This is a genomic window from Cupriavidus sp. 01L43 (assembly GCF_056399925.1).
This window is the reverse complement of sequence record NZ_JBFTSH010000009.1, coordinates 173,322-192,170: the sequence shown is the minus strand read 5'-3', so window position 1 is coordinate 192,170 and position 18,849 is coordinate 173,322. Positions and strand designations below refer to the sequence as shown.

At 69.0% G+C, this 18,849-nt stretch carries 15 protein-coding genes; 4 read left to right on the top strand and 11 right to left on the bottom strand.

Annotated features, from left to right (window positions below):
• Positions 1–8: 8 nt before the first annotated feature.
• The 8 genes from AC1DP9_RS16985 to AC1DP9_RS16950 all read right to left on the bottom strand — a co-directional run bounded on the left by AC1DP9_RS16985 (position 9) and on the right by AC1DP9_RS16950 (position 8,823).
• On the bottom strand, positions 9–707 hold the full coding sequence (locus tag AC1DP9_RS16985; protein WP_255370890.1) for a phosphorylase: 699 nt from the start codon (positions 705–707) through the stop codon (positions 9–11).
• Positions 704–2,722 (bottom strand): squalene--hopene cyclase, encoded by a 2,019-nt coding sequence (gene shc, locus AC1DP9_RS16980; protein WP_441592868.1) that lies wholly within the window; start codon positions 2,720–2,722, stop codon positions 704–706. The genes AC1DP9_RS16985 and shc overlap by 4 nt, the downstream gene beginning before the upstream one ends.
• Positions 2,723–2,800: 78 nt before the next feature.
• Positions 2,801–3,649: a presqualene diphosphate synthase HpnD gene (gene hpnD, locus AC1DP9_RS16975; RefSeq protein WP_441592869.1), complete on the bottom strand. Its 849-nt coding sequence runs from the start codon at positions 3,647–3,649 to the stop codon at positions 2,801–2,803.
• 201 nt (positions 3,650–3,850) lie between these two features.
• Positions 3,851–4,456: a DUF2889 domain-containing protein gene (locus AC1DP9_RS16970; RefSeq protein WP_477107981.1), complete on the bottom strand. Its 606-nt coding sequence runs from the start codon at positions 4,454–4,456 to the stop codon at positions 3,851–3,853.
• A gap of 94 nt (positions 4,457–4,550) precedes the next feature.
• Positions 4,551–5,699, bottom strand: a complete 1,149-nt coding sequence (locus AC1DP9_RS16965) for a porin (RefSeq protein WP_092297020.1) — start codon at positions 5,697–5,699, stop codon at positions 4,551–4,553.
• Between the two features lie 276 nt (positions 5,700–5,975).
• Positions 5,976–6,632: a hypothetical protein gene (locus AC1DP9_RS16960; RefSeq protein ID WP_477107980.1), complete on the bottom strand. Its 657-nt coding sequence runs from the start codon at positions 6,630–6,632 to the stop codon at positions 5,976–5,978.
• Between the two features lie 13 nt (positions 6,633–6,645).
• Entirely contained in the window at positions 6,646–7,773 is a 1,128-nt protein-coding gene (locus AC1DP9_RS16955) for a CaiB/BaiF CoA transferase family protein (RefSeq protein ID WP_477107979.1), read from the bottom strand.
• A gap of 87 nt (positions 7,774–7,860) precedes the next feature.
• Positions 7,861–8,823, bottom strand: coding sequence for a tripartite tricarboxylate transporter substrate binding protein (locus tag AC1DP9_RS16950; RefSeq protein ID WP_477107978.1), 963 nt, complete (start codon positions 8,821–8,823; stop codon positions 7,861–7,863).
• A gap of 287 nt (positions 8,824–9,110) precedes the next feature.
• On the opposite strand from AC1DP9_RS16950, the gene AC1DP9_RS16945 reads away from it, so the two are divergent.
• The 3 genes from AC1DP9_RS16945 (at position 9,111) to AC1DP9_RS16935 (ending at position 14,139) form a co-directional block, all read left to right on the top strand.
• Positions 9,111–11,918 carry a winged helix-turn-helix domain-containing protein gene (locus tag AC1DP9_RS16945; RefSeq protein ID WP_477107977.1) on the top strand — a complete coding sequence of 936 codons (2,808 nt, stop codon included), beginning with the start codon at positions 9,111–9,113 and terminating at the stop codon, positions 11,916–11,918.
• Between the two features lie 155 nt (positions 11,919–12,073).
• Positions 12,074–13,159, top strand: a complete 1,086-nt coding sequence (locus AC1DP9_RS16940; protein ID WP_092297031.1) for a Zn-dependent alcohol dehydrogenase — start codon at positions 12,074–12,076, stop codon at positions 13,157–13,159.
• 59 nt (positions 13,160–13,218) lie between these two features.
• A complete protein-coding gene (locus tag AC1DP9_RS16935; protein ID WP_477107976.1) occupies positions 13,219–14,139 on the top strand; it encodes a TauD/TfdA dioxygenase family protein in 921 nt (306 codons plus the stop codon).
• A 75-nt stretch (positions 14,140–14,214) separates the two neighbouring features.
• Here the strand turns inward: AC1DP9_RS16935 and AC1DP9_RS16930 are convergent, their stop codons facing one another.
• Genes AC1DP9_RS16930 through AC1DP9_RS16920 form a run of 3 tightly spaced genes read right to left on the bottom strand, consistent with a single transcriptional unit; the run spans position 14,215 to position 17,445 of the window.
• On the bottom strand, positions 14,215–15,045 hold the full coding sequence (locus AC1DP9_RS16930; protein WP_092297035.1) for an SDR family NAD(P)-dependent oxidoreductase: 831 nt from the start codon (positions 15,043–15,045) through the stop codon (positions 14,215–14,217).
• A gap of 36 nt (positions 15,046–15,081) precedes the next feature.
• The gene (locus tag AC1DP9_RS16925; RefSeq protein ID WP_477107975.1) at positions 15,082–16,269 is read right to left on the bottom strand and encodes a lipid-transfer protein; all 1,188 of its coding nucleotides are present in this window, start codon (positions 16,267–16,269) and stop codon (positions 15,082–15,084) included.
• Positions 16,270–16,305: 36 nt separating this feature from the next.
• Positions 16,306–17,445 (bottom strand): acyl-CoA dehydrogenase family protein, encoded by a 1,140-nt coding sequence (locus AC1DP9_RS16920; protein ID WP_477107974.1) that lies wholly within the window; start codon positions 17,443–17,445, stop codon positions 16,306–16,308.
• 250 nt (positions 17,446–17,695) lie between these two features.
• Between AC1DP9_RS16920 and AC1DP9_RS16915 the strand changes: the two genes are divergently transcribed.
• Positions 17,696–18,832 carry an acyl-CoA dehydrogenase family protein gene (locus AC1DP9_RS16915; RefSeq protein ID WP_477107973.1) on the top strand — a complete coding sequence of 379 codons (1,137 nt, stop codon included), beginning with the start codon at positions 17,696–17,698 and terminating at the stop codon, positions 18,830–18,832.
• The last annotated feature ends 17 nt before the right edge of the window (positions 18,833–18,849 follow it).

Genomic DNA, 18,849 nt, shown 5'->3' with positions numbered 1-18,849 from the left:
GACGAGTCCTAAGCCAGCGCCGACGCAGGCAAGCCGAATTCCTCGCCCAGCGCCCGGCGGGCGGCTTGCAGCGCGCGGCGGGCTGCCGCGGCGTCCTGGCCCAGGCGCAGCAGGCCGGGCAGGTGATGGGGGGCCTTGAGCAGGCCGATGAGGATGGCGCCGATATCGGTGCTGCCATCGGCGCCCATGCCGGCCACGGCCAGCGGTGGCACGGGGCGGTCGGCCGGGTCCACCACCACGCGCAGCGCGGTGAAGGGCAGGCCGTGCGCGCGGGCTATGCGGGCGGCGATGTGCGATTCCATGTCTACCGCCAGCGCGCCGTGCAGGCCATGCAGCGCGGCCTTGTCCGCCACGGTGGTCACGGCGGTGTCGGCGCCGGCCAGCAGGCCGGGCACCGCCTGCGGCAGCGCGCGGCGTAGGGCGGCGCTCCAGAACGGGTCGGTGCGGAACGATTCGGCGCCAGCGCGCACGCCGGTGGCCACGATGACCGTGCCCGGCGGCAGCGTCGGGTCGAGCCCGCCCGCCACGCCAAAGCTGATCACCCCCGCGAAGCCGCCCGCGCGGCCATGCTTCAATGCTTGGTCGAGGGCCCGCGCCAGCGCGGCGTCACGGCGGCCGTACAGCGTTTCGATACCGGGGCCGGCTGCGATCTGCGCCTCGAAGCGCATGCCGCTCACCGCCAGCACCGGGGCGTGGGCGGGGCTCACAGGCCCCACGCCACGGCGTGGTTACCCTCGCGCAGCAGGTTGCGGAAGCGCGCCAGCGCCCACAGCGGGAAGAAGCGTGCATAGCCGTGGTAGCGCAGGTAGAACACGCGCGGGAAGCCCACGGCCGTGAAATACGGCTCGTCCCAGAAACCATGGCTGGCCTGCGTGCGCAGCAGGAATTCCACGCCGCGCACCACCGCCGGATGGTCGCCGGCGCCGGCTGCCATCAGGCCCAGCATGGCCCAGGCGGTCTGCGAGGCCGTGCTCGGCGCGCGCTCGTAGCCGCGATAGGCGATCTTGTAGCTGTCGCCCGACTCGCCCCAGCCGCCGTCCGGGTTCTGGATCGACAGCAGCCACTTGGCCGCGCGCTGCACTTCGGGCGCGTTGGCGCCGATGCCGGCGGCGTTCAGGCCGCACAGCGCGCTCCACGTGCCATAGATATAGTTGGTGCCCCAGCGGCCGAACCAGCTGCCGTCCGCTTCCTGCTCGTCCAGCAGGTAGCGCAGCGCGCGCGCGGCGGGCTCGCTGTTGGCCGGCATCTGGCCGAGCTGGCAGAGCATGGCCAGGCAGCGCGCCGAGACATCGGCCGTGGGCGGGTCCAGCAGCGCGCCGTGGTCGGCGAACGGGATGTTGTTCAGGTAGAGATGGGTGTTCTCGGGCTCGAAGGCGCCCCAGCCACCGTTGCTGCTCTGCATGCCGACGACCCACTCGCAGGCACGCGCCACGGCGGTCTTGTAGCGGTCGGTCCGGTCGCCCTTGTCGGCGCGGTCCATCGCGGCGGCCACCACGGCGGTGTCGTCCACGTCCGGATAGTGGGCATTGGCGTACTGGAAGGCCCAGCCGCCGGGCCGCACGTCCGGGCGGCGCACGATCCAGTCGCCCTTGAGGTCGAGTTCCTGCAGCGGCACCAGCCAGTCCAGGCCGCGCACGGCGGCGGCGATGGCGCGCGGCTCGCCCACTTCCAGCAGCGCGTGGCTGGCCAGCGAAGTGTCCCAGACCGGCGACAGGCAGGGCTGGCAATAGGCTTCATCGTCGCGGACGACCAGCAGCTTGTCGATCGAGCGGCGCGCGATGGCGCGGTCCGGGTCGCTCTCGGGCACGCCGAGCACATCGAACATCAGCACCGAGTTGACCATCGCCGGGAAGATGGCGCCGAGGCCGTCTTCGCCGTTCAGGCGCTCCACGGTGAACGTGCGGGCGCGCTCGATGGCCCGCGCGCGCAGGCTGCGCGGGAACAGCGGCTCGGCCACGCGCACCACGGCGTCCAGCGCGCGGAACACGCCCACCCAGAGCGGGCTCTGGTGCGGCGCGCGCGCCGGCAGCCGGGTGGACTGGGCCGGGCGCAGGAACAGTTCGTCGATGCCGATCTTGCGCGGGTTGCGCGCCCGCGGACGCAGGCTGTTCAGCACCAGCAGCGGCACGATCACCGTGCGCGCCCAGTACGAGACCTTGGAGAGATGGAACGGGAACCACTGCGGCAGCAGCATGATTTCCACGGGCATCATCGGCACGGCCTGCCACGGCATCACGCCGTACAGGGCCAGCAGGGTGCGCGTGAAGACGTTGCTCGCCTCGGCGCCGCCCATCCCGTGGATGGCGGCGCGGGCGCGGCGCATGTGCGCGGCCTCGGGGTCGTCCCCGGCCATCTTGAGCGCGAAGTAGCCCTTCACGCTGGCGCTGATGTCGGAGGCGCCCGCGTGAAACAGCGGCCAGCCGCCATCGGCGTTCTGGATGCGGCGCAGGTAGTTGGCGATCTTGCCCTCGAGCACCGGGTCGGCCTGCTCGCCGAGGTAATGCACCATCAGGATGTATTCGGCCGGGATGGTGGCGTCGGCTTCCAGCTCATAGACCCAGTGGCCATCGGCCTGTTGCTGGGCGAGCAGGGTATCCACGGCATGGGCGATGCCGGCGTCGAGCGGGTCCGGCAGGGCAGGCTGGGCGAGCCGGTTCACGCTGGCGGCCAGCGCGTCGGTGGTGGCGAATTCGGGGCGGGTGATCGTTGCGGCCTGGTTCATCAATTCTGGGGGCACTTCTCTCTCTGCGGATGGCGCGCCGGGCGGCGGCCCATCCTCTTCCATATTAGGTGTGTCGGGTCAGGCAATGGCATGCCGGAGCAGGATCCACACGAGCTTGGCCTTGGGCACGCGCACACGCGTGCGCGGCGGCTGCCAGCCACGCGCCAGCAGGCGCGTGAGAATGCCGTGGTAGACCTCGAACATGATGCGCGGCGAGCGCACCACGCGCGCCGGGCAGCGCGCCATGATGGCGGCGGAGGCGTCGTAGTGGGCCTGCGCTTCCCGCGCGAGGCCCTGGCAGACCGTGCCGATGGCGGGGTGATGGATCACCGCGTGCGGCGTGCCGATCGGGATGCCGGCGGCGGCCAGCGCCTCGGCGGGCAGGTACAGGCGGCCGATGCCGGCGTCCTCGTCGATATCGCGCAGGATATTGGTCAGCTGCAGCGCGCGGCCCAAATGGTGCGCCAGCGCAATGCCGGGTGCTTCGTCGATGCCGAACACGCGTACGGCCAGCCGGCCCACGGCGCTGGCCACGCGGTCGCAATAGGTGTCCAGCGTGGCGGCGTCCGGCGCGACGATGGTCGACACGACGTCCATGATCATGCCGTCGATGACGTCGCAGAAGTCTTGCTGCTGGAGGTTGAATGCCTGGATCTGCACATTCAGCGGCTCAAGCGCGGCGGGCGCCCGGCCGGCGTAGCAGGCGGCGATGTCCGCGCGCCACTGCTCGAGCGCGGCCAGACGATCGGCGTGCTGGGTGTCGCCATCGGCAATATCGTCCACGGCGCGGCAAAACGCGTAGATCTCGAACATGGCCTGCCGCTGGGAGGCGGGCAGGATGCGCATGGCCGTGTGGAACGAGCTGCCCGATGACACGGCGGCTCCCGCGAGCGGGGCGCCTGGCGTTGCGATTTCAGTACCGGCCACGGGTTTCCTCGGCACGCTTGTCGGGTCCGCGGGGCCTGTCAGACGCCGTCCGGTGGACTGCCATGGAAACTGCGGGATGGCGCTGTGCGGACGGAGCCGCGGGCGGGGCGCGGATTCGGAGTTTTTTGAAGTCGGGCGATTATAACAACTTCATTGCAAGCGAGCGATGTGGCGAAATCCGCACTATATGTGGATGGACGATCACTCTTGCGGCGTGGACTCGCGTACCGGCGCTGCCCGGCGGTGCATCGGCCAGATAACCTGGGCGGCCTCGCCGTCCAGGCGGTAGGCGTGGCAGGTATCCAGCACCCAGGGCTGGGGCAGCGGGGTGCTGCCGTGGAGCTTGGTGTGCCAGGGCGTTTCCTCGCGCTGGATCGACATCATGGTCTGCATCGCCGTGGTGGCGAGCGGGCCGAGCAGGTCGGTCAGGTGCGTGCAACCGCGCACGCCGGCCAGCCGTTGCCGGGCTGCCTGATGAAAGCCCTTGCCGATGCGCAGCCCGATCAGGGTGGCGTAGGCGGCGTTGATCTCGGCGCAGTAAGGCGTGGGGCCGGTCTCGGTACGGGCGGCGAAGTGGTGGATCACCATGCCGGCATCGACGGTCATGGTCAGGTGCATCCGGTGCAGGTGGCCGCCGGCGGGCAGGTCGGTGAACGGCAGCTCGGTGGCGACGGCGGAGATGTCCTGCATCTCGGCCTCGATGTCGTAGCGCCCATCGTCGCGCAGGTAGCCGCGGCACAGGATGCTGCGGGTATGCCGCAGCGTACGGCCGGGGGGCGTGGTGGCGTCTGGTACGGCGTTGGCCATGGTCGTCATCCTTGGGACTGTGGGGGTCTGTCAGGGATGATGCCGTTCCCGGGGGGGTGGGGGTCCCCCCCAAGAACGGGTGGCCGGGGGGCGGTCAGAAGATCTGGCGCACGCCGATCGTGACGCCGACCATGTTCTGCTGGCCAGACATGGTCGGGTACTTGAAGGCGTAGGCCGTGGCCAGGCCGTCGAAGCTCAGCCCGCCGTTGTGGGCGTAGCCGACCGACATATAGACGTCGGTGCGCTTGCTGAAGTTGTAGGTGGTGGTGAAGGTGACCTGCTGCATATTGGGCGGATTGGTCTCGGCCGCCGTGGCCGTGGCGCGCGCGCCCTTCACGTCCGCGTAGTAGTAGGCCAGCGAGAGGCCCCAGGCCGGCGTGGCCTGGTAGTTCACGCCCGCCCACCAGTAGTCGTCACGCAGCAGCGTGGCGCCGCTGGCGAACTCGCCTTTGTTGTAGCGATAGCCAAGCGTGAACTTGAACGGGCCGGTGTTGTAGAGGCCCGCCGCGCCGAGCTTGGTCATCTTGCCCGGTGCGCCGACCTGCGCCGCCGGGCGCCATTCGTCGGCAGCAATCGCCAGGCCCAGGCCGGTGCCGTTCAGGTACATCAGCGAGGCGCCGTAGCCGGTGTTGTCCTTGAAGTTGCCCGGCACCTCGCCGGCGCCGCCGTTGGCCAGGGCGATGGCGGCGTTCTGCACGGCCACGCCGGTGCCGAACGAGAAGTGCGCGGCGGCCTGGATCGGGCCCCACTTGCCGATGTACTTGGCCATGTTGTCTTCGCGGTAGTTCAGGCCCATCCACCAGATGCCCGGCTCGTACGTGGCGGCGAAGCGCATCGGCGCGAAGTTGGCCATGCCCTCGAAGAACGAGGTGTACTGGCGGCCGAAGGTCAGCTTGCCGAAGGCATCGTTCTGCAGGCCGACGAACGACTGGCGATTGAACAGCGGTACGCCCTGCAGGGAACCGCTATCCCACTGGAAGCCACTTTCGAGCACGAACAGCGCCTGGTTGCCGGCGCCGAGGTCTTCCACACCACGCAGGCCCCAGCGCGAGGCGGACAGGCCGCCCACGGAGGGCATGCCGACGCGGCTGCCGCCCTGGTTGGGCGTGGCGGCCGAGGCGGCGACCCGGTTGACGTACTCGATGGAACCATCGACCACGCCATACAACGTGACGCTCGTCTGCGCATGGGCCGTGATCGCGAGCGGGGCCAGCGCTGCCAGGGTAATGAACTTCCGTTTCATGCTTGAGGGTCTCCTTATCGTTCTAGGAACCAGCGCATTGGCTGGCTGCGCGTCCGCTTTCACGGCGCACGCACAGTAAAGCGCGGATGCCCTTCAAACCTGCCCACTCCCGATGGGCGGACTGTGGCATTTGCGCACTACCCATCCGTGCAGACCCTTACCTCCTTCGCACGCTGTCTTGCCCAACATCGCCCAAAAAAAATCCGACCCTGAGGTCGGAGTAAAGGCCATCGCCGGAACCGACATCCAGCGATGGAGGGCCTGTTCAGGAAAGCTTCAGCGGTACAGCGGGGCCGCATGCCGGGCGGGTACCACGGCCCAGACGGCAAACGGTTCGAACGGGGGCACGCGCCGCACCCATTGCGTGGCGCAGGTGCCGCAGCGATACCGGCATTCGGCCGCCCCATGGGGCCGGGGCGGCTCGTTGACGCCGTCCCGCGCCAGTTCGGCATGCGGGGTATAGCGGCGGATGTCCTGGCGCAGGTCGTCGCAGTCGCCGCACATGTCGGGCGCGACGGCTGGCGATGTCGATGGCGCTGCCACAGACGTCGCCGGGGTGTCGTCGCGCATCGGACGGATGCCCGGCGCGCGGCTCCATCGCTGCACGCTGGCCCAGTAGAGCGCGCGCAGGGCGCGGTCCGTGGTGCCGGCGGCGGTGCGCCGGCCGATCTCCAGATGCCCCTGCTGGAGCAGCCCCTGCTCCGCGCCGCAGGCCAGGCAGACCAGTTGCCGCCGGCCTTGCGCCTGCCGGATCCATTGGTCGAGCAGCCGCGCGCGCGAGGCCGCCGCATCGCGGCTGGGCATGCCATGCCGCGCCAGCGTGCGGTCCAGCTCATCGCGCACCGCGCGCACCTCCGCGATCAGGGCGGACAGCTTCGGCTGGAGGCGCCCGGCCGGTTGCGGCGCGGCGCCGCGTTGGGTTGCACTCGCCATCACAACGCTCCGCTCAAGCCTTGGCGGAAGAACGCCAGACGCTGGCGGCGCCTTGCGCCAGCCCGGCCGCGATTTCGGCCGTATGCTGACCGTGCGTCGGGATGGCGCCCGGCTGGCGCGCTTCGCCGTCGAAGCGCGGCGCCGGCGCGGCCTGGAGCCGGCCTTCGCTCTCCACATAGACGCCACGCGCCACGTTGTGCGGGTGCCTGGCCGCTTCCTCGGGGCTCAGTACCGGGCCGAAGCAGACGTCCGTGTTCTCCAGCAGCGCGCTCCATTCGGCGCGGGTGCGGCTGGCGAACAGTTCCGCGAAGTGCCGGTGCAGTTCTGGCCAACGCTTGCGGTCCCACTGCCGTGCGAAGCGCGGATCCTCGGCCACGCCGAGCTTTTCCAGCAGCAGCGCGTAGAACTGCGGCTCGATCGACCCGACCGTGATGCAGTGCCCGTCCGCGCAGCGGTAGGTGGCGTAGAAGTGCGAGCTGTCGAAGATGTTGTCGCCGCGCTGGCCGGTGACGAAGCCCTTGGCCTGCGTGGCGAGCAGCAGTTGCAGCATGTGCGCCGAGCCGTCGACGATGGCCGCATCGACCACCGTGCCCTTGCCCGTGGCGCGCGCGTTGAGGATGCCGGACAGCAGGCCAATCGCCAGATACAGCGCGCCGCCGCCGATGTCGCCCACCACGGTGATGGCGGAGGAGGGCGGCTCGACCGGCCCGCCGTTGTAGTACAGCGCGCCGGACAGCGAGATGTAGTTGTTGTCGTGCCCGGCGGCCTGCGCCATCGGGCCGGACTGGCCCCAGCCGGTCATCCGGCCGTAGACCAGGCGGGGATTGCGCGCGTGGCAGGCATCGGGGCCCAGGCCCAGGCGCTCCATCACGCCGGGACGCATGCCTTCGATCAGCGCGTCGGCGTCCTCGATCAGGCGCAGCACCAGCTCGCGGCCTTCCGGCGTCTTGAGGTCGGCCACGACCGAGCGCTTGCCACGGTTGATCACGTTGCCTGCGGGGGGCGGCGTGCCCGTACCCGTGCCCGGGGGCAGGCTGCGTTCCACCGCGATCACATCCGCGCCGAGGTCCGCCAGATGCATGGCGCAAAACGGCCCCGGGCCAATACCGCAGATTTCCACGATCCTGATGCCAGACAACATGATGTTCTACCGTTGGATGAAGGGAGGGGCCTAGGTTACGGTCAGGCCCTCCCACCCCCTCCCCCCCGCATCGGGTAGGTAGCGGGGTCAGTCCAGCCGGGCGCCCGTGCTCATCACCAGCCGCTGTTGCACCGGGTACATCGCCTCGTAGTTGGCCAGCGCCTGCTTGCTGCTGTTGCCGATCGGCTCCATGGCGATGGCGCGCATGCGGGCGCGGATCGGCTCCGAGGCAATCGCGGCGCGTGCAGCACTTTCCAGCTTTTCGACGACCGGGGCGGGCGTGTTGGCCGGCACCATCATCACCACGCGGCCGGTGACCTGGAACTCCGGATCGGTCAGGCCGGCCTCGGCCAGCGTCTGCACGTTGGACAGGCCGGGCAGGCGGCGGTCCGACGCCACCGCCAGCACCTTGAGCTTGCCGGTTTCGACGAACGGCTTGGCGGCGAAGGCGGAGACGAAGGCGAGGTCGATCTGGCCGCCCACGAGGTCCTGGATCATCGGTGCCTCGCCCTTGTAGGCTACGTGCGTGATGTCGGCCTTGCGCGTGCGGGCCAGGTGCGAGCTGACCAGATGGCCGTAGGAGCCCACCCCCCACGAGCCGAAGCTGGCGTGGTGGTGCGCGGTCCAGTCCAGCAACTCCTTCATGTCCTTGGCCGGCACGTTCGGGCTGGCCACCAGCAACACGCCGGCGGTGCAGATCTCGGTGACGAAGGCCAGTTCCTTGCGGGTGTCGTACGGCAGCTTCGTATACAGGAACTGATTGTTCAGGATCGCCTGGGTCAGTGTGATGCTGACCGTGTAGCCATCGGCAGGTGCCTTGGCCACCACATTCGTGCCGATCATGCCGGATGCGCCGGGACGGTTTTCGACGATGACCGGCTGGCCGAGGCGCTTGCCCATGTCATCGGCCAGCGCGCGCGAGACAATGTCGGCGGCGCCGCCCGGGGTGAACGGCAGGACGAAGGTGATCGGGCGGTTGGGGTAGGGCGATTGCGCCGCCGCGGCCTGGGCGAGGCATGCCAGTACGAGCATGCAGGTCTTCTTGAACATCGTGTCTCCTGGTCGGCGCGGTCAGGCCGCGCATCGTGATTTTTGGCGCTGCGGCGGGAAGGGGATCCCTGCCGCCGACGCCATCATGCACGGCGCCTGCGCGTCACGACCCACCCGGTCCGGGTGGACGTTGGGGAGGCCCGGGCCCCCGTGCGCGCCGGAAACCCAGGCGCGGCGCGGCCTCCAGACTGACCCCGATGGTCCGGCCGGTGGCGCGTCTCTATAATGCGGACTTCCCATCGCGCAGAACTCCTGCCTGGGTGACGAGCCCGGCACAATCGACACACATGTCTTCGTTTGACCCGGCGCCCAAGCCATTGTCGGAGGCTTCCGCGCGCAACTTCGAGCCCATCGCCGGTACCAAGCTGGTGCCGCCGAGGCCTGCCCGCCGCCCGCTGGCGCGGGAGGCCCTTGCGGCGCGCCTGCTCGAAGCGCGGCACAAGCGCTGCGTGATCGTTCAGGGGCCGGCCGGGTGCGGCAAGACGTCCGCGCTGGTGAGCTGGCGCCAGTCGCTGGTGTCGCTGGGCTTCGAGGTGGCGTGGCTGTCCTTGTCCGAGGAGGACGACGATCCGGCCCGCTTCTTCGATTGCCTGCTCGCCAGCATCGGCTTGATCGATGCCGACATCGTCCGCGACGCGGCGTCGCTGGTGGGCGACGGCAGCGATGCCTCGGCCATCGAGCATTGGGTGGTCACGCTGATCGAGGCCATTGCCGCGCAGCCGCGCGACCTCGTGCTGATCCTGGACGATGTGCACCTCCTAGAGGACGCCCGCATCTGGCAGATGCTGCAATGGCTGTTCGACTATGCGCCGCCGCACCTGCACATCGTGCTCTGTTCGCGCGCCGCGTTGCCGCTCTCGCTGGCGCGGCTCGATTCGCAGGGACTGGTGGCCACGCTGGACCTGCGCGACCTGCGCTTCAGCCCCGAGGAGTCCGAAGCCTACCTGCGCGACCAGCTCGGCGAGATCTCGCCGCGTGACGCGCGCCGTCTGCACGAGCTGACCGATGGCTGGATTGCTGGCCTGCAGCTGTTCGCGCTCGACATCAAGGCCAAGCACGGCACCGGCACGCCGGGCTTCTTCCCCGGTTCCACCAGCACGCTGCGCGACGCCAGCGCCTTTGCCGATTATTTCGAGCACGAGGTGCTGCGCCAGCTCGGCACGGACGACCAGGAACTGCTGACCTGCGTGGCCATCTGCAGCCGCTTCTGCGCGCCGCTGTGCGCCACGCTGGTGGGCGAGCCGCGCGCCGTGGCGCGCATGACCACCCGGTTGGTGCGGCTGGACAGCAGCAACCTGTTCATCATCCAGGTCAGCGGCCACGACCATGAAAGCTGGTACCGGCTGCATCCGCTGTTGCGCGAGGTGCTGCTGGCGCGCGTGGCGCGGATGCCGCAGGCCCGGCAGCATGCGCTGCACGCGGCCGCGTGGCGCTGGTTCGAGCAGCGCGGGCAGGTGGAGGAGGCGGTCCGGCACGCGGTGATGGCCGGCGAGGCCGGCGCGGCGGCCGACGCCATCCAGACCTGCGCGCCAGAACTGCTCGCGCGTGGCAGCTTTCGCCAGCTGAGCGGCCTGCTGCGCCTGCTGCCCGTCGCGCAGATCGAGTCGCGCTTCGCGCTGCAGCTGATGCAGGCCCACGTGGATTTGCGCTCGCTCAGGCTGGACGCCACCGCGCGGGCCATCCCCCGGCTGGAAGCCCAGGCCGCCGCGCTGGGCGCCCGCGAGCGCTTCGCGGTCATCGTGCTGCGCGGGGCCATGGCGCTGATGCGCGACGATATCGGCGCGGCGGTGGCCCTGCTGCCCGAACTCGAAGCCGCCCCGCCCGATGCCGACGATTTCGTGCTGACCTCGCGCGCCAACGTGCTGGGCTGGCTGCACATGCATCGGGGCGAGTACGAACGCGCCCGCCAGATACTGGCCGATGGCACGCATCACGGCGGTGGCGGCATGCTCAGCAACCTGATCGGGCGATGCCTGTCCGGCCTGAGCCTGTCGATCGAAGGCAGGATGCTCCAGGCCGAGCCCGTGTTCCGGCAGGTGCTGCACGAGGCCGACCAGCTTGGCGCCGAGTACGTCGGCGTGGCCCACATGGCGGCGGTGCTGCTGAGCGAGACGTTCTACGAACTCAACGAGATCGACGCCGTCTGCACGCTGCTGGAGCGATGGATTGGCCAGCTGGAAACGGTGTCGGTGCCGGATGCGACGCTGCGCGCGCTGCTGATGCTGTCGCTGTCGCACCGCGTGGCTGGCCGGCGGCTGGAGGCCGCGGCCTGCCTGGACCGCCTGGAGGACTACGCGGTGCGCAACAACCTCGACCGCCTGCTGGTGATGGCGCTCAACGTGCGCTCCCGCTGGCAGTTGCGCGAAGGCGAGACCGATCTGGCCGAGGCGACCATCGAGCGCGTGCGCAAGCTGGCCGCCGTCAACGCGGGCCGGACCGATGTGTGGGAGATCGCCGCGCACGCGCAGTTGGCCTGCATCGGCCTGTGCCTGCATCGGCATGATTTCGACGGGGCGCTGGCCCGGCTCCACCCGATGCTCTCCAGCCCGGTGCTGGCGTCGCGCGGCCGGCATGGCGCCATCGTCCATATGCAATGCGCGGTGGCCGAGAACGGCCGGGGCAATGGCCGTGCCGCGCGGGAACATCTGGTCGAGGCGCTGCGCCTGGGCCACCGGCTGGGCCTGCTGCGCAGCCTGCTCGATGCCACCTCGGGCGGCGTCACGCTGCTGCGCACGGTGCTGGCCGAAGGCACGCTCGATCCCGTACTGGCGTTTTATACGAAGCGGCTGCTCGAGGCATCGGGCCGCTGGCGCGAGCGCGAGGCGCCCGCCGCGCCGGCCCGCCGCTCCGCGCCGATCAAGGCCCTGAGCGAGCGCGAGACCGAGGTGCTGACCTTGATCTCCCAGGCGATGTCGAACAAGATGGTGGCGCGCACGCTGGCAGTCTCGCCCGAGACCGTGAAGTGGCACCTCAAGAATATCTTCATGAAACTGGGCGTGAGCGGACGCGACGAGGCGGTGGCGCTGCTGCGCGACCTCGCCGCCGATGCGCCCGCCAGCGGCAAGCCGTCCGCCAGCCGTCCGTCTTCCCAGTAGTTCCGCCGTACCGCTGCACCGCCACCCCCCCTTCCCGGGGAGGGGTGACGCCGTCGCACCGCTGTAACGTCCAGATCCGTGGGCGGGCGTCCTTCCGGCATCTCTTTCGGCATGCCCGCCTGTTTGTCCGTCCCATCGCATTTAGAGGTTCAGCCATGAAAGCTGCGGTATTCCATCGTCCCGGCCAACCCCTCAGTATCGAGGACATCGCCATCGCCAAGCCCGGCCCGCGCGAGGTGCTGATTCGCACCCGCGCCGTCGGCGTCTGCCATTCCGACCTCCATTTCGTCGACGGCGTGTTTCCGCACCCGGCGCCGGTGGTGCTGGGCCATGAGGCCGCCGGCGTGGTCGAGCAGGTGGGCTCGGAGGTGCGCACCGTCAAGCCGGGCGACCACGTGGTGACCTGCCTGTCGGTCTACTGCGGCCACTGCGAGCACTGCCTGACCGGGCACCTGTCGCTGTGCGAGTCCCCCGACACCCGCCGGTCCAAGGGCGATGAGCCGCGCCTGGCCTACCAGCACAAGCCGATGCCGCAGTTCGCCAACCTGTCGGCCTTCGCCGAGCAGATGCTGGTGCACGAACACGCCTGCGTGGCGATCCGGCGCGACATGCCGCTGGACCGCGCCGCGCTGATCGGCTGCGCCATCACCACGGGCACCGGCGCGGTGGTCAACACCGCCAAGGTGGCGCCCGGCGAGACGGTTGCCGTGATCGGCTGCGGCGGCATCGGGCTGGCCGCGATCAACGGCGCGGCGCTGGCCGGCGCCGGGCGGATCATCGCCATCGACATGCTCGACAGCAAGCTGGAACTGGCGCGGCAGTTCGGCGCCACGGACCTGATCCAGGCGAAGGACATCGACGTGGTCGCGGCCGTGCGGGAGCTGACCGGGCAGGGCGTGCACCACGCTTTCGAGTGCATCGGCCTGAAAGCCACTGCCGAGCAGGCCTTCGGCATGCTGCGGCGCGGTGGCACCGCCACCGTCATCGGCATGATCAAGCCAGGTACCAAGCTGGAGATCGATCCCTTCCATCTGCTGTACGAGCGCCGCATCCAGGGCTCGATGATGGGGTCCAACCGCTTTCCGGTGGATATGCCGCGCCTCGTCGATTTCTACATGGCGGGCAAGCTGCACCTCGACCAGATGATTTCACGCCGCCTCCGGCTCGAGCAGATCAACGAGGCCTTCGACGAGCTGCGGCGCGGCGAACTGGCGCGCTCGGTGATCGTGTTCGACAGCTAAACCGCCCCGCACGTCCGCGCGGGGCTGCATTCCCACGACGATAAAACGAGGAGACAACCATGCAACCTGCAGCAACCGCCGTCGCCGAAGACGCGCCCCCCGCGCGGACCCCCGCCCAGGACACCGAAGCCTGGCCGTTTGGCGTGCGCCGCTCCACCCCGACGATCGGCGCCGAGATCACCGGCATCGACTTCGCCCGGCCGCTCGATGAAGAGACCCACCTCGCCCTGCGCCGCGCGCTGCTGCTGTACAAGGTGCTGTTCTTCCGCGACCAGCACATCACGCCGGCGCAGCACGTGGCCGCCGCGCGCCGATTCGGCGAGCTGGAGGTCCATCCGATGATCCCGCACCATCCGGAGCACCCGGAGCTGGTGGTGTTCGGCCGTGACGGCAGCGCGCGTGGCCGCGAAAACCTCTACCACTCCGACGTGACGTGGCGCCAGATGCCGTCGATGGGCTCGATGCTGCGCTGCGTGAGCTGCCCGGAGGTGGGTGGCGACACCATCTGGGTGAACATGGTGGCGGCGTACGAGAACCTGCCGGACGAGATGAAGGCGAAGATCGCCCGACTGCGCGCGGTGCATGACGCCATGCCGACCTTCGGCCAGGCCCTCTCCGACGCCAAGGTCGAGGAACTGCGCAAGCTGTATCCGCCGATGGTGCATCCGGTGGTGCGCACCCATCCGGAGACTGGCGAGAAGATCCTGTTTGTCAATGAAGGCTTCACCACCCATTTCGACAACTTCAGCAAGGTGCAGCCGTACCGCATCGGCTCTGATTTCCGTCCCGCAGAGCTGGACCTGCTGCAATACCTGTTCCGCCAGGCCGCCGCGCCCGAGTATCAGGTGCGCCTGAAGTGGGAGCCGGACACCATCGCGCTGTGGGACAACCGCTCCACGCAGCACTATGCGGTGCAGGACTACTTCCCGGCGCCGCGCCATATGAACCGCGCCACCATCATCGGCGACCGCCCGGTCTGAGCGCGCGGGGCAGGGAATGAAAAACGGGGCGCATGCCGCAGTGGCATGCGCCCCGTTCTCATTGGAGCGTGGGGATCAGAACCCGCCGCGCCCGCCGCCGCAGATGATGGTCTGGCCGGTGACGTAATCGGACTCGGGGATGCAGAACATGAAGACCGAACCGGCGGCTTCCTCGGGCGTGCCCGGGCGGCCCAGTGCGATTTCCTTGCTGGCCTGCACGATGCGGTCCGGGTTCACGCCGACCTTGATGTCGCGCCCTTCGATGCTGACGGTCTTCTCTTCGGCGGTCGGCTCGGTCAGGCGCGTGGCGATGAAGCCGAACGCCACGCAATTCACGTTGACCTTCATGCGGCCCCACTCGCGGGCCAACGTCTTGGTCATGCCCATCACGCCGGCCTTGGCGGCCGAGTAGTTGACCTGGCCGGCGTTGCCCTGCGTGCCGGAGGTCGACGAGATATTGACCACCTTGCGGAACACCTCGCGGCCGTCCGCCGCCTCGGCCTTGCTGGCCTCGCGGAAGTAGGGCTGGGCGGCGCGCAGCAGGTTGAAGGGCGCCTTGAGGTGGCAGTCAAGAATCGCGTCCCACTGCTCGTCGCTCATCTTCTGGATCACGTTGTCCCAGGTGTAGCCGGCGTTGTTGACGATGATGTCGATGCCGCCGAACGATTCCAGCGTGGCCTTGACGAGGCGGTCGCCGAAGTCCGGCGCCGTGACGTTGCACGGAAAGGCCAACGCCTGGCCGCCGGCGGCGCGGATCTCCGCCACGACTTCGTTGGCCGGGGCCGCGTCGAGGTCGTTGACGACCACGCTGGCGCCCTCATTGGCGAATTTCAGCGCGATGCAGCGGCCGATGCCGCGTCCCGCACCGGTGACGATGGCGACCTTGCCTTCCAGTTTCCTGCTCATGGTGTGACTCCTCTTGTCTCTTGTAGATGGGTAGCGTCAGTTCTTGCCGTAGAGCGTGACCACGCACGCGCCGCCAAGACCGAGGTTGTGTTGCAGGGCCAGGCGCGCGCCTTCCACCTGGCGCTTGTCGGCCGTGCCGCGTAGCTGATGGGTCAGTTCGTAGCACTGGGCCAGCCCGGTGGCGCCGAGCGGGTGCCCCTTCGACAGCAGGCCGCCGGACGGGTTGGTCACGACCTTGCCGCCATAGGTGTTGTCGCCGTCCATCACGAACTTCTCGCCCTCGCCGGTGGGGCAGAAGCCGAGCGCCTCGTAGCTCAGCAGCTCGTTCTGGGCGAAGCAGTCGTGCAACTCGCATACGTCGATGTCCTGCGGGCCGATGCCGGCACGCTCGTACACCAGCTTGGCGGCGGCGCGGGCCATATGGCCGCCGACGTAGCTGATCATCGAGGGCGGATCGAACGATTCCACCGGGTCCGTCGTCATCGACTGGGCCACGATGACCACATCCGAACGCAGGTTGTGCTTGCGGGCAAAGCGCTCCGAGACGATCAGCGCGGCGGCGGCGCCGCACGTCGGCGGGCAGGCCATCAGGCGGGTCATCACGCCGGGCCACATCACCTTGTCGTTCATCACGTCTTCGGTGGTCAGCACGTTGCGGAACAGCGCCAGGGGGTTGTTGGCGGCGTGGCGGCTGGCCTTGGCGCGGATGGCGGCAAAGGTCTCCATGCGCGTGCCGTAGCGCTGCATGTGCTCGCGGCCGGCGCCGCCGAAGCTGCGCAGTGCCTGGGGAATGTCCGTGACGTCCTCGGTCAGCTTCTTGAGGATCGGCTGGAAGCGTGCGCGCGTGGGCGGGCGGTCGTCCCAGTGGGACTTCAGCGCGCCGGCCTGCATCTGCTCGAAGCCGAGCGCCAGCACGCAGTCGGCATCGCCCAGCGCCACGGCCTGGCGGGCCAGGTACAGCGCGGTGGAACCCGTCGAGCAGTTGTTGTTGACGTTGACGATGGGAATGCCGGTCAGGCCCACCTCGTACAGCGCGGTCTGGCCGCAGGTGGAGTCGCCGTAGACGTACCCCGCATAAGCCTGCTGGACCAGCTCGTAGCCGATGCCGGCATCGGCCAGCGCGCGGCGCACGGCTTCGGCGCCCATGTCGGTGTAGCTGGCGCTCGCGCCGGGCTTGGCGAACGGGATCATGCCCACGCCGCCGATGATGACTTTCTCGCTCATATCTATCCTCTCTCTATAGGGGGGAGCCGCCCGCCGTTACAGCTTGCGGGCAATCAGGTCGCGCATGACCTCGTTGGCGCCGCCCACCACGCGTGAGACGCGGTAGTCGGTAAAGGCCCGCGCGATGGGGTACTCGAGCATGTAGCCGTAGCCGCCATGGAGCTGGACCATATCGTCCAGACACTTCCACAGCGTCTCGGTGGCGTGCATCTTGGCGATGGCCGCCTCGTTCACGGTCAGCTTGCGGCGCAGGTGCTCGCCGAGGTAGTAGTCGACCATGGTGCGGATGGCCACGGCATGCGCCTTGGCGTCGGCCAGCTTGAAACGGGTGTTCTGGAAGTCCCAGATCGTGCCGCCGAAGGCCTTGCGCTCCTTCACATAGTCCACCGTGATGCCAAGCAGGCGCTCCAGCGCCACGGCGGCGTAGAGCGCGATGATCAGGCGCTCCTGGGCCAACTCCTGCATCAGGTAGCCGAAGCCCTGGTTCACCTCGCCCAGCAGGTTGCTGGCCGGCACGCGTACGTTGTCGAAGAACAGTTCGGCGGTGTCCGCGGCGGGCTGGCCCACCTTGTGGAGCTTGCGGCCCCGGCGGAAGCCCGCGCGGTTGGTCTCCACCATGATCAGGCTCACGCCCTTGGCGCCGGCCGCCGGATCGGTCTTGCAGATCACCATGATCATGTCGGCGCTCGTGCCGTTCGAGATGAACGTCTTGCTGCCGTTGATGACCCACTCGTCCCCATCCCGGACTGCCGTGGTGCGGCAGGCCTTGACGTCGGAGCCGCCACCGGGCTCGGTGATCGCCACGGCGAGGATGGTCTTGCCGGCGCAGATGTCGGGCAGCCAGCGCTGCTTCTGTTCCTCGGTGCCCAGCCGCGCGATATAGGGCGCGACGATGTCCGAGTGCAGGGAAAACCCCGAACCCGAGATCCCGGCGCGGTGCGTTTCCTCGAGCACGACCGCCGAGTGGCCGAAATCGCCGCCGCCGCCGCCGTATTCGGTGGGGATGGCCACGCAGAGCAGTCCTTCGCGGCCGGCCTTCAGCCAGCTCTCGCGGTCCACGCGGCCGTCCGCGTCCCACTGCGCCTGGCGCGGGGCGCATTCGCGCTCGAAGAAGCGCCGCGCGCTCTCACGGAGCATTTCGTGGTCTTCACGGAAAACGGTACGGGTTACTTCCACGGCACACCTCCTCTTCTGGTTATGGTCGGCGCGGCGTTGGGGGCACGCGCGGCCTGACGGAGATGATGGAGGGGGGGAAGGGGGGTGCGGCCTCCCCGGTTTGGGGAGGGGCGCGGCGCCGGGGGGCAGGGCGGTGGCGACTACCCGATTCGGGGAGGGGTGGTGCGCAATGCGGCCCCGCATCATTTCGCTCACCGCAGGCAGCCCGGGAGCCGCCAGGCGCTTGTCAATTCCGAACAGGAGAGTCTTCGTGGAAGTCGTTCGTAATGTTTATCGTGAAGATCACGAGCAGTTCCGCACCACCGTGCGCCGTTTCCTCGAGCGTGAATGTCTGCCGCGTCAGGAATCCTGGCTGGCCGACGGCATCGTCGACCGCGAGACCTGGCTGAAGGCCGGGCGCGAAGGCTTGCTGGGCACGTCCCTGCCGGAAGAGTATGGCGGTGGCGGTGGCGACTTCGGCCACGCGGCGATCATCGCCGAGGAAATGGCCGACGTGGGCGTCAGCGTGAGCTTCGGCCTGCATTCGGACATCGTCGCGCCCTACATCGCGCGGCTGGGCACGGAGGAGCAGAAGCAGCGCTGGCTGCCCGGCGTCTGCGCCGGCGAGACCATTCTCGCCGTGGCGATCACCGAGCCCGGCGGCGGCTCCGACGTCAAGGCCTGCCGCACCACGGCGGTCCGGGACGGCGACGAGTGGGTCATCAACGGCAGCAAGACCTTCATCTCCAACGGCTTTATCTCGGACATGGTGATGGTGATCTGCAAGACCGATCCCGCCGCCGGCGCCAAGGGCGTGAGCCTGATCATGGTGGAGACCAACCGCGAGGGCTTCCGCCGGGGCCGCAAGCTCCACAAGGTGGGCATGCACTCGCAGGACACCGCCGAGCTGTTCTTCGACAACGTGCGCGTGCCGGCCAGCAACCTGCTGGGCGAGGTCAACAAGGGCTTCGGCTACCTGATGCACGACCTGGCGCAGGAGCGCTTCATCATCGCCGTGGGCGCCGCCTCCAAGCTGGAGCGTCTGCTCGCCCAGACCGTCGATTATGTGAAGGACCGCAAGGCCTTCGGCGGCACGATCTGGGACTTCCAGAACACCAAGTTCAAGCTCGCCGATATCAAGGCGAATGCCGTGGCGCTGCGCACGATGGTGGACTACTACCTCGGCGAGCACATGCGCCGGGGCCTCTCGGGCGAGGAAGCCGCGATCGCCAAGCTGTACTCGACGGAAGTGCTGTGGAAGTGCATCGACGACATGGTGCAGCTGCACGGCGGCTACGGCTACATGCTCGAGTACCCGATCGCCCGGGCGTTCGTGGACATGCGCATCGCCCGCGTCTATGGCGGATCCAATGAAGTCATGCGTGAGCTCATCACGCGCAAGATGTAAGCACAACAAGACCAGCG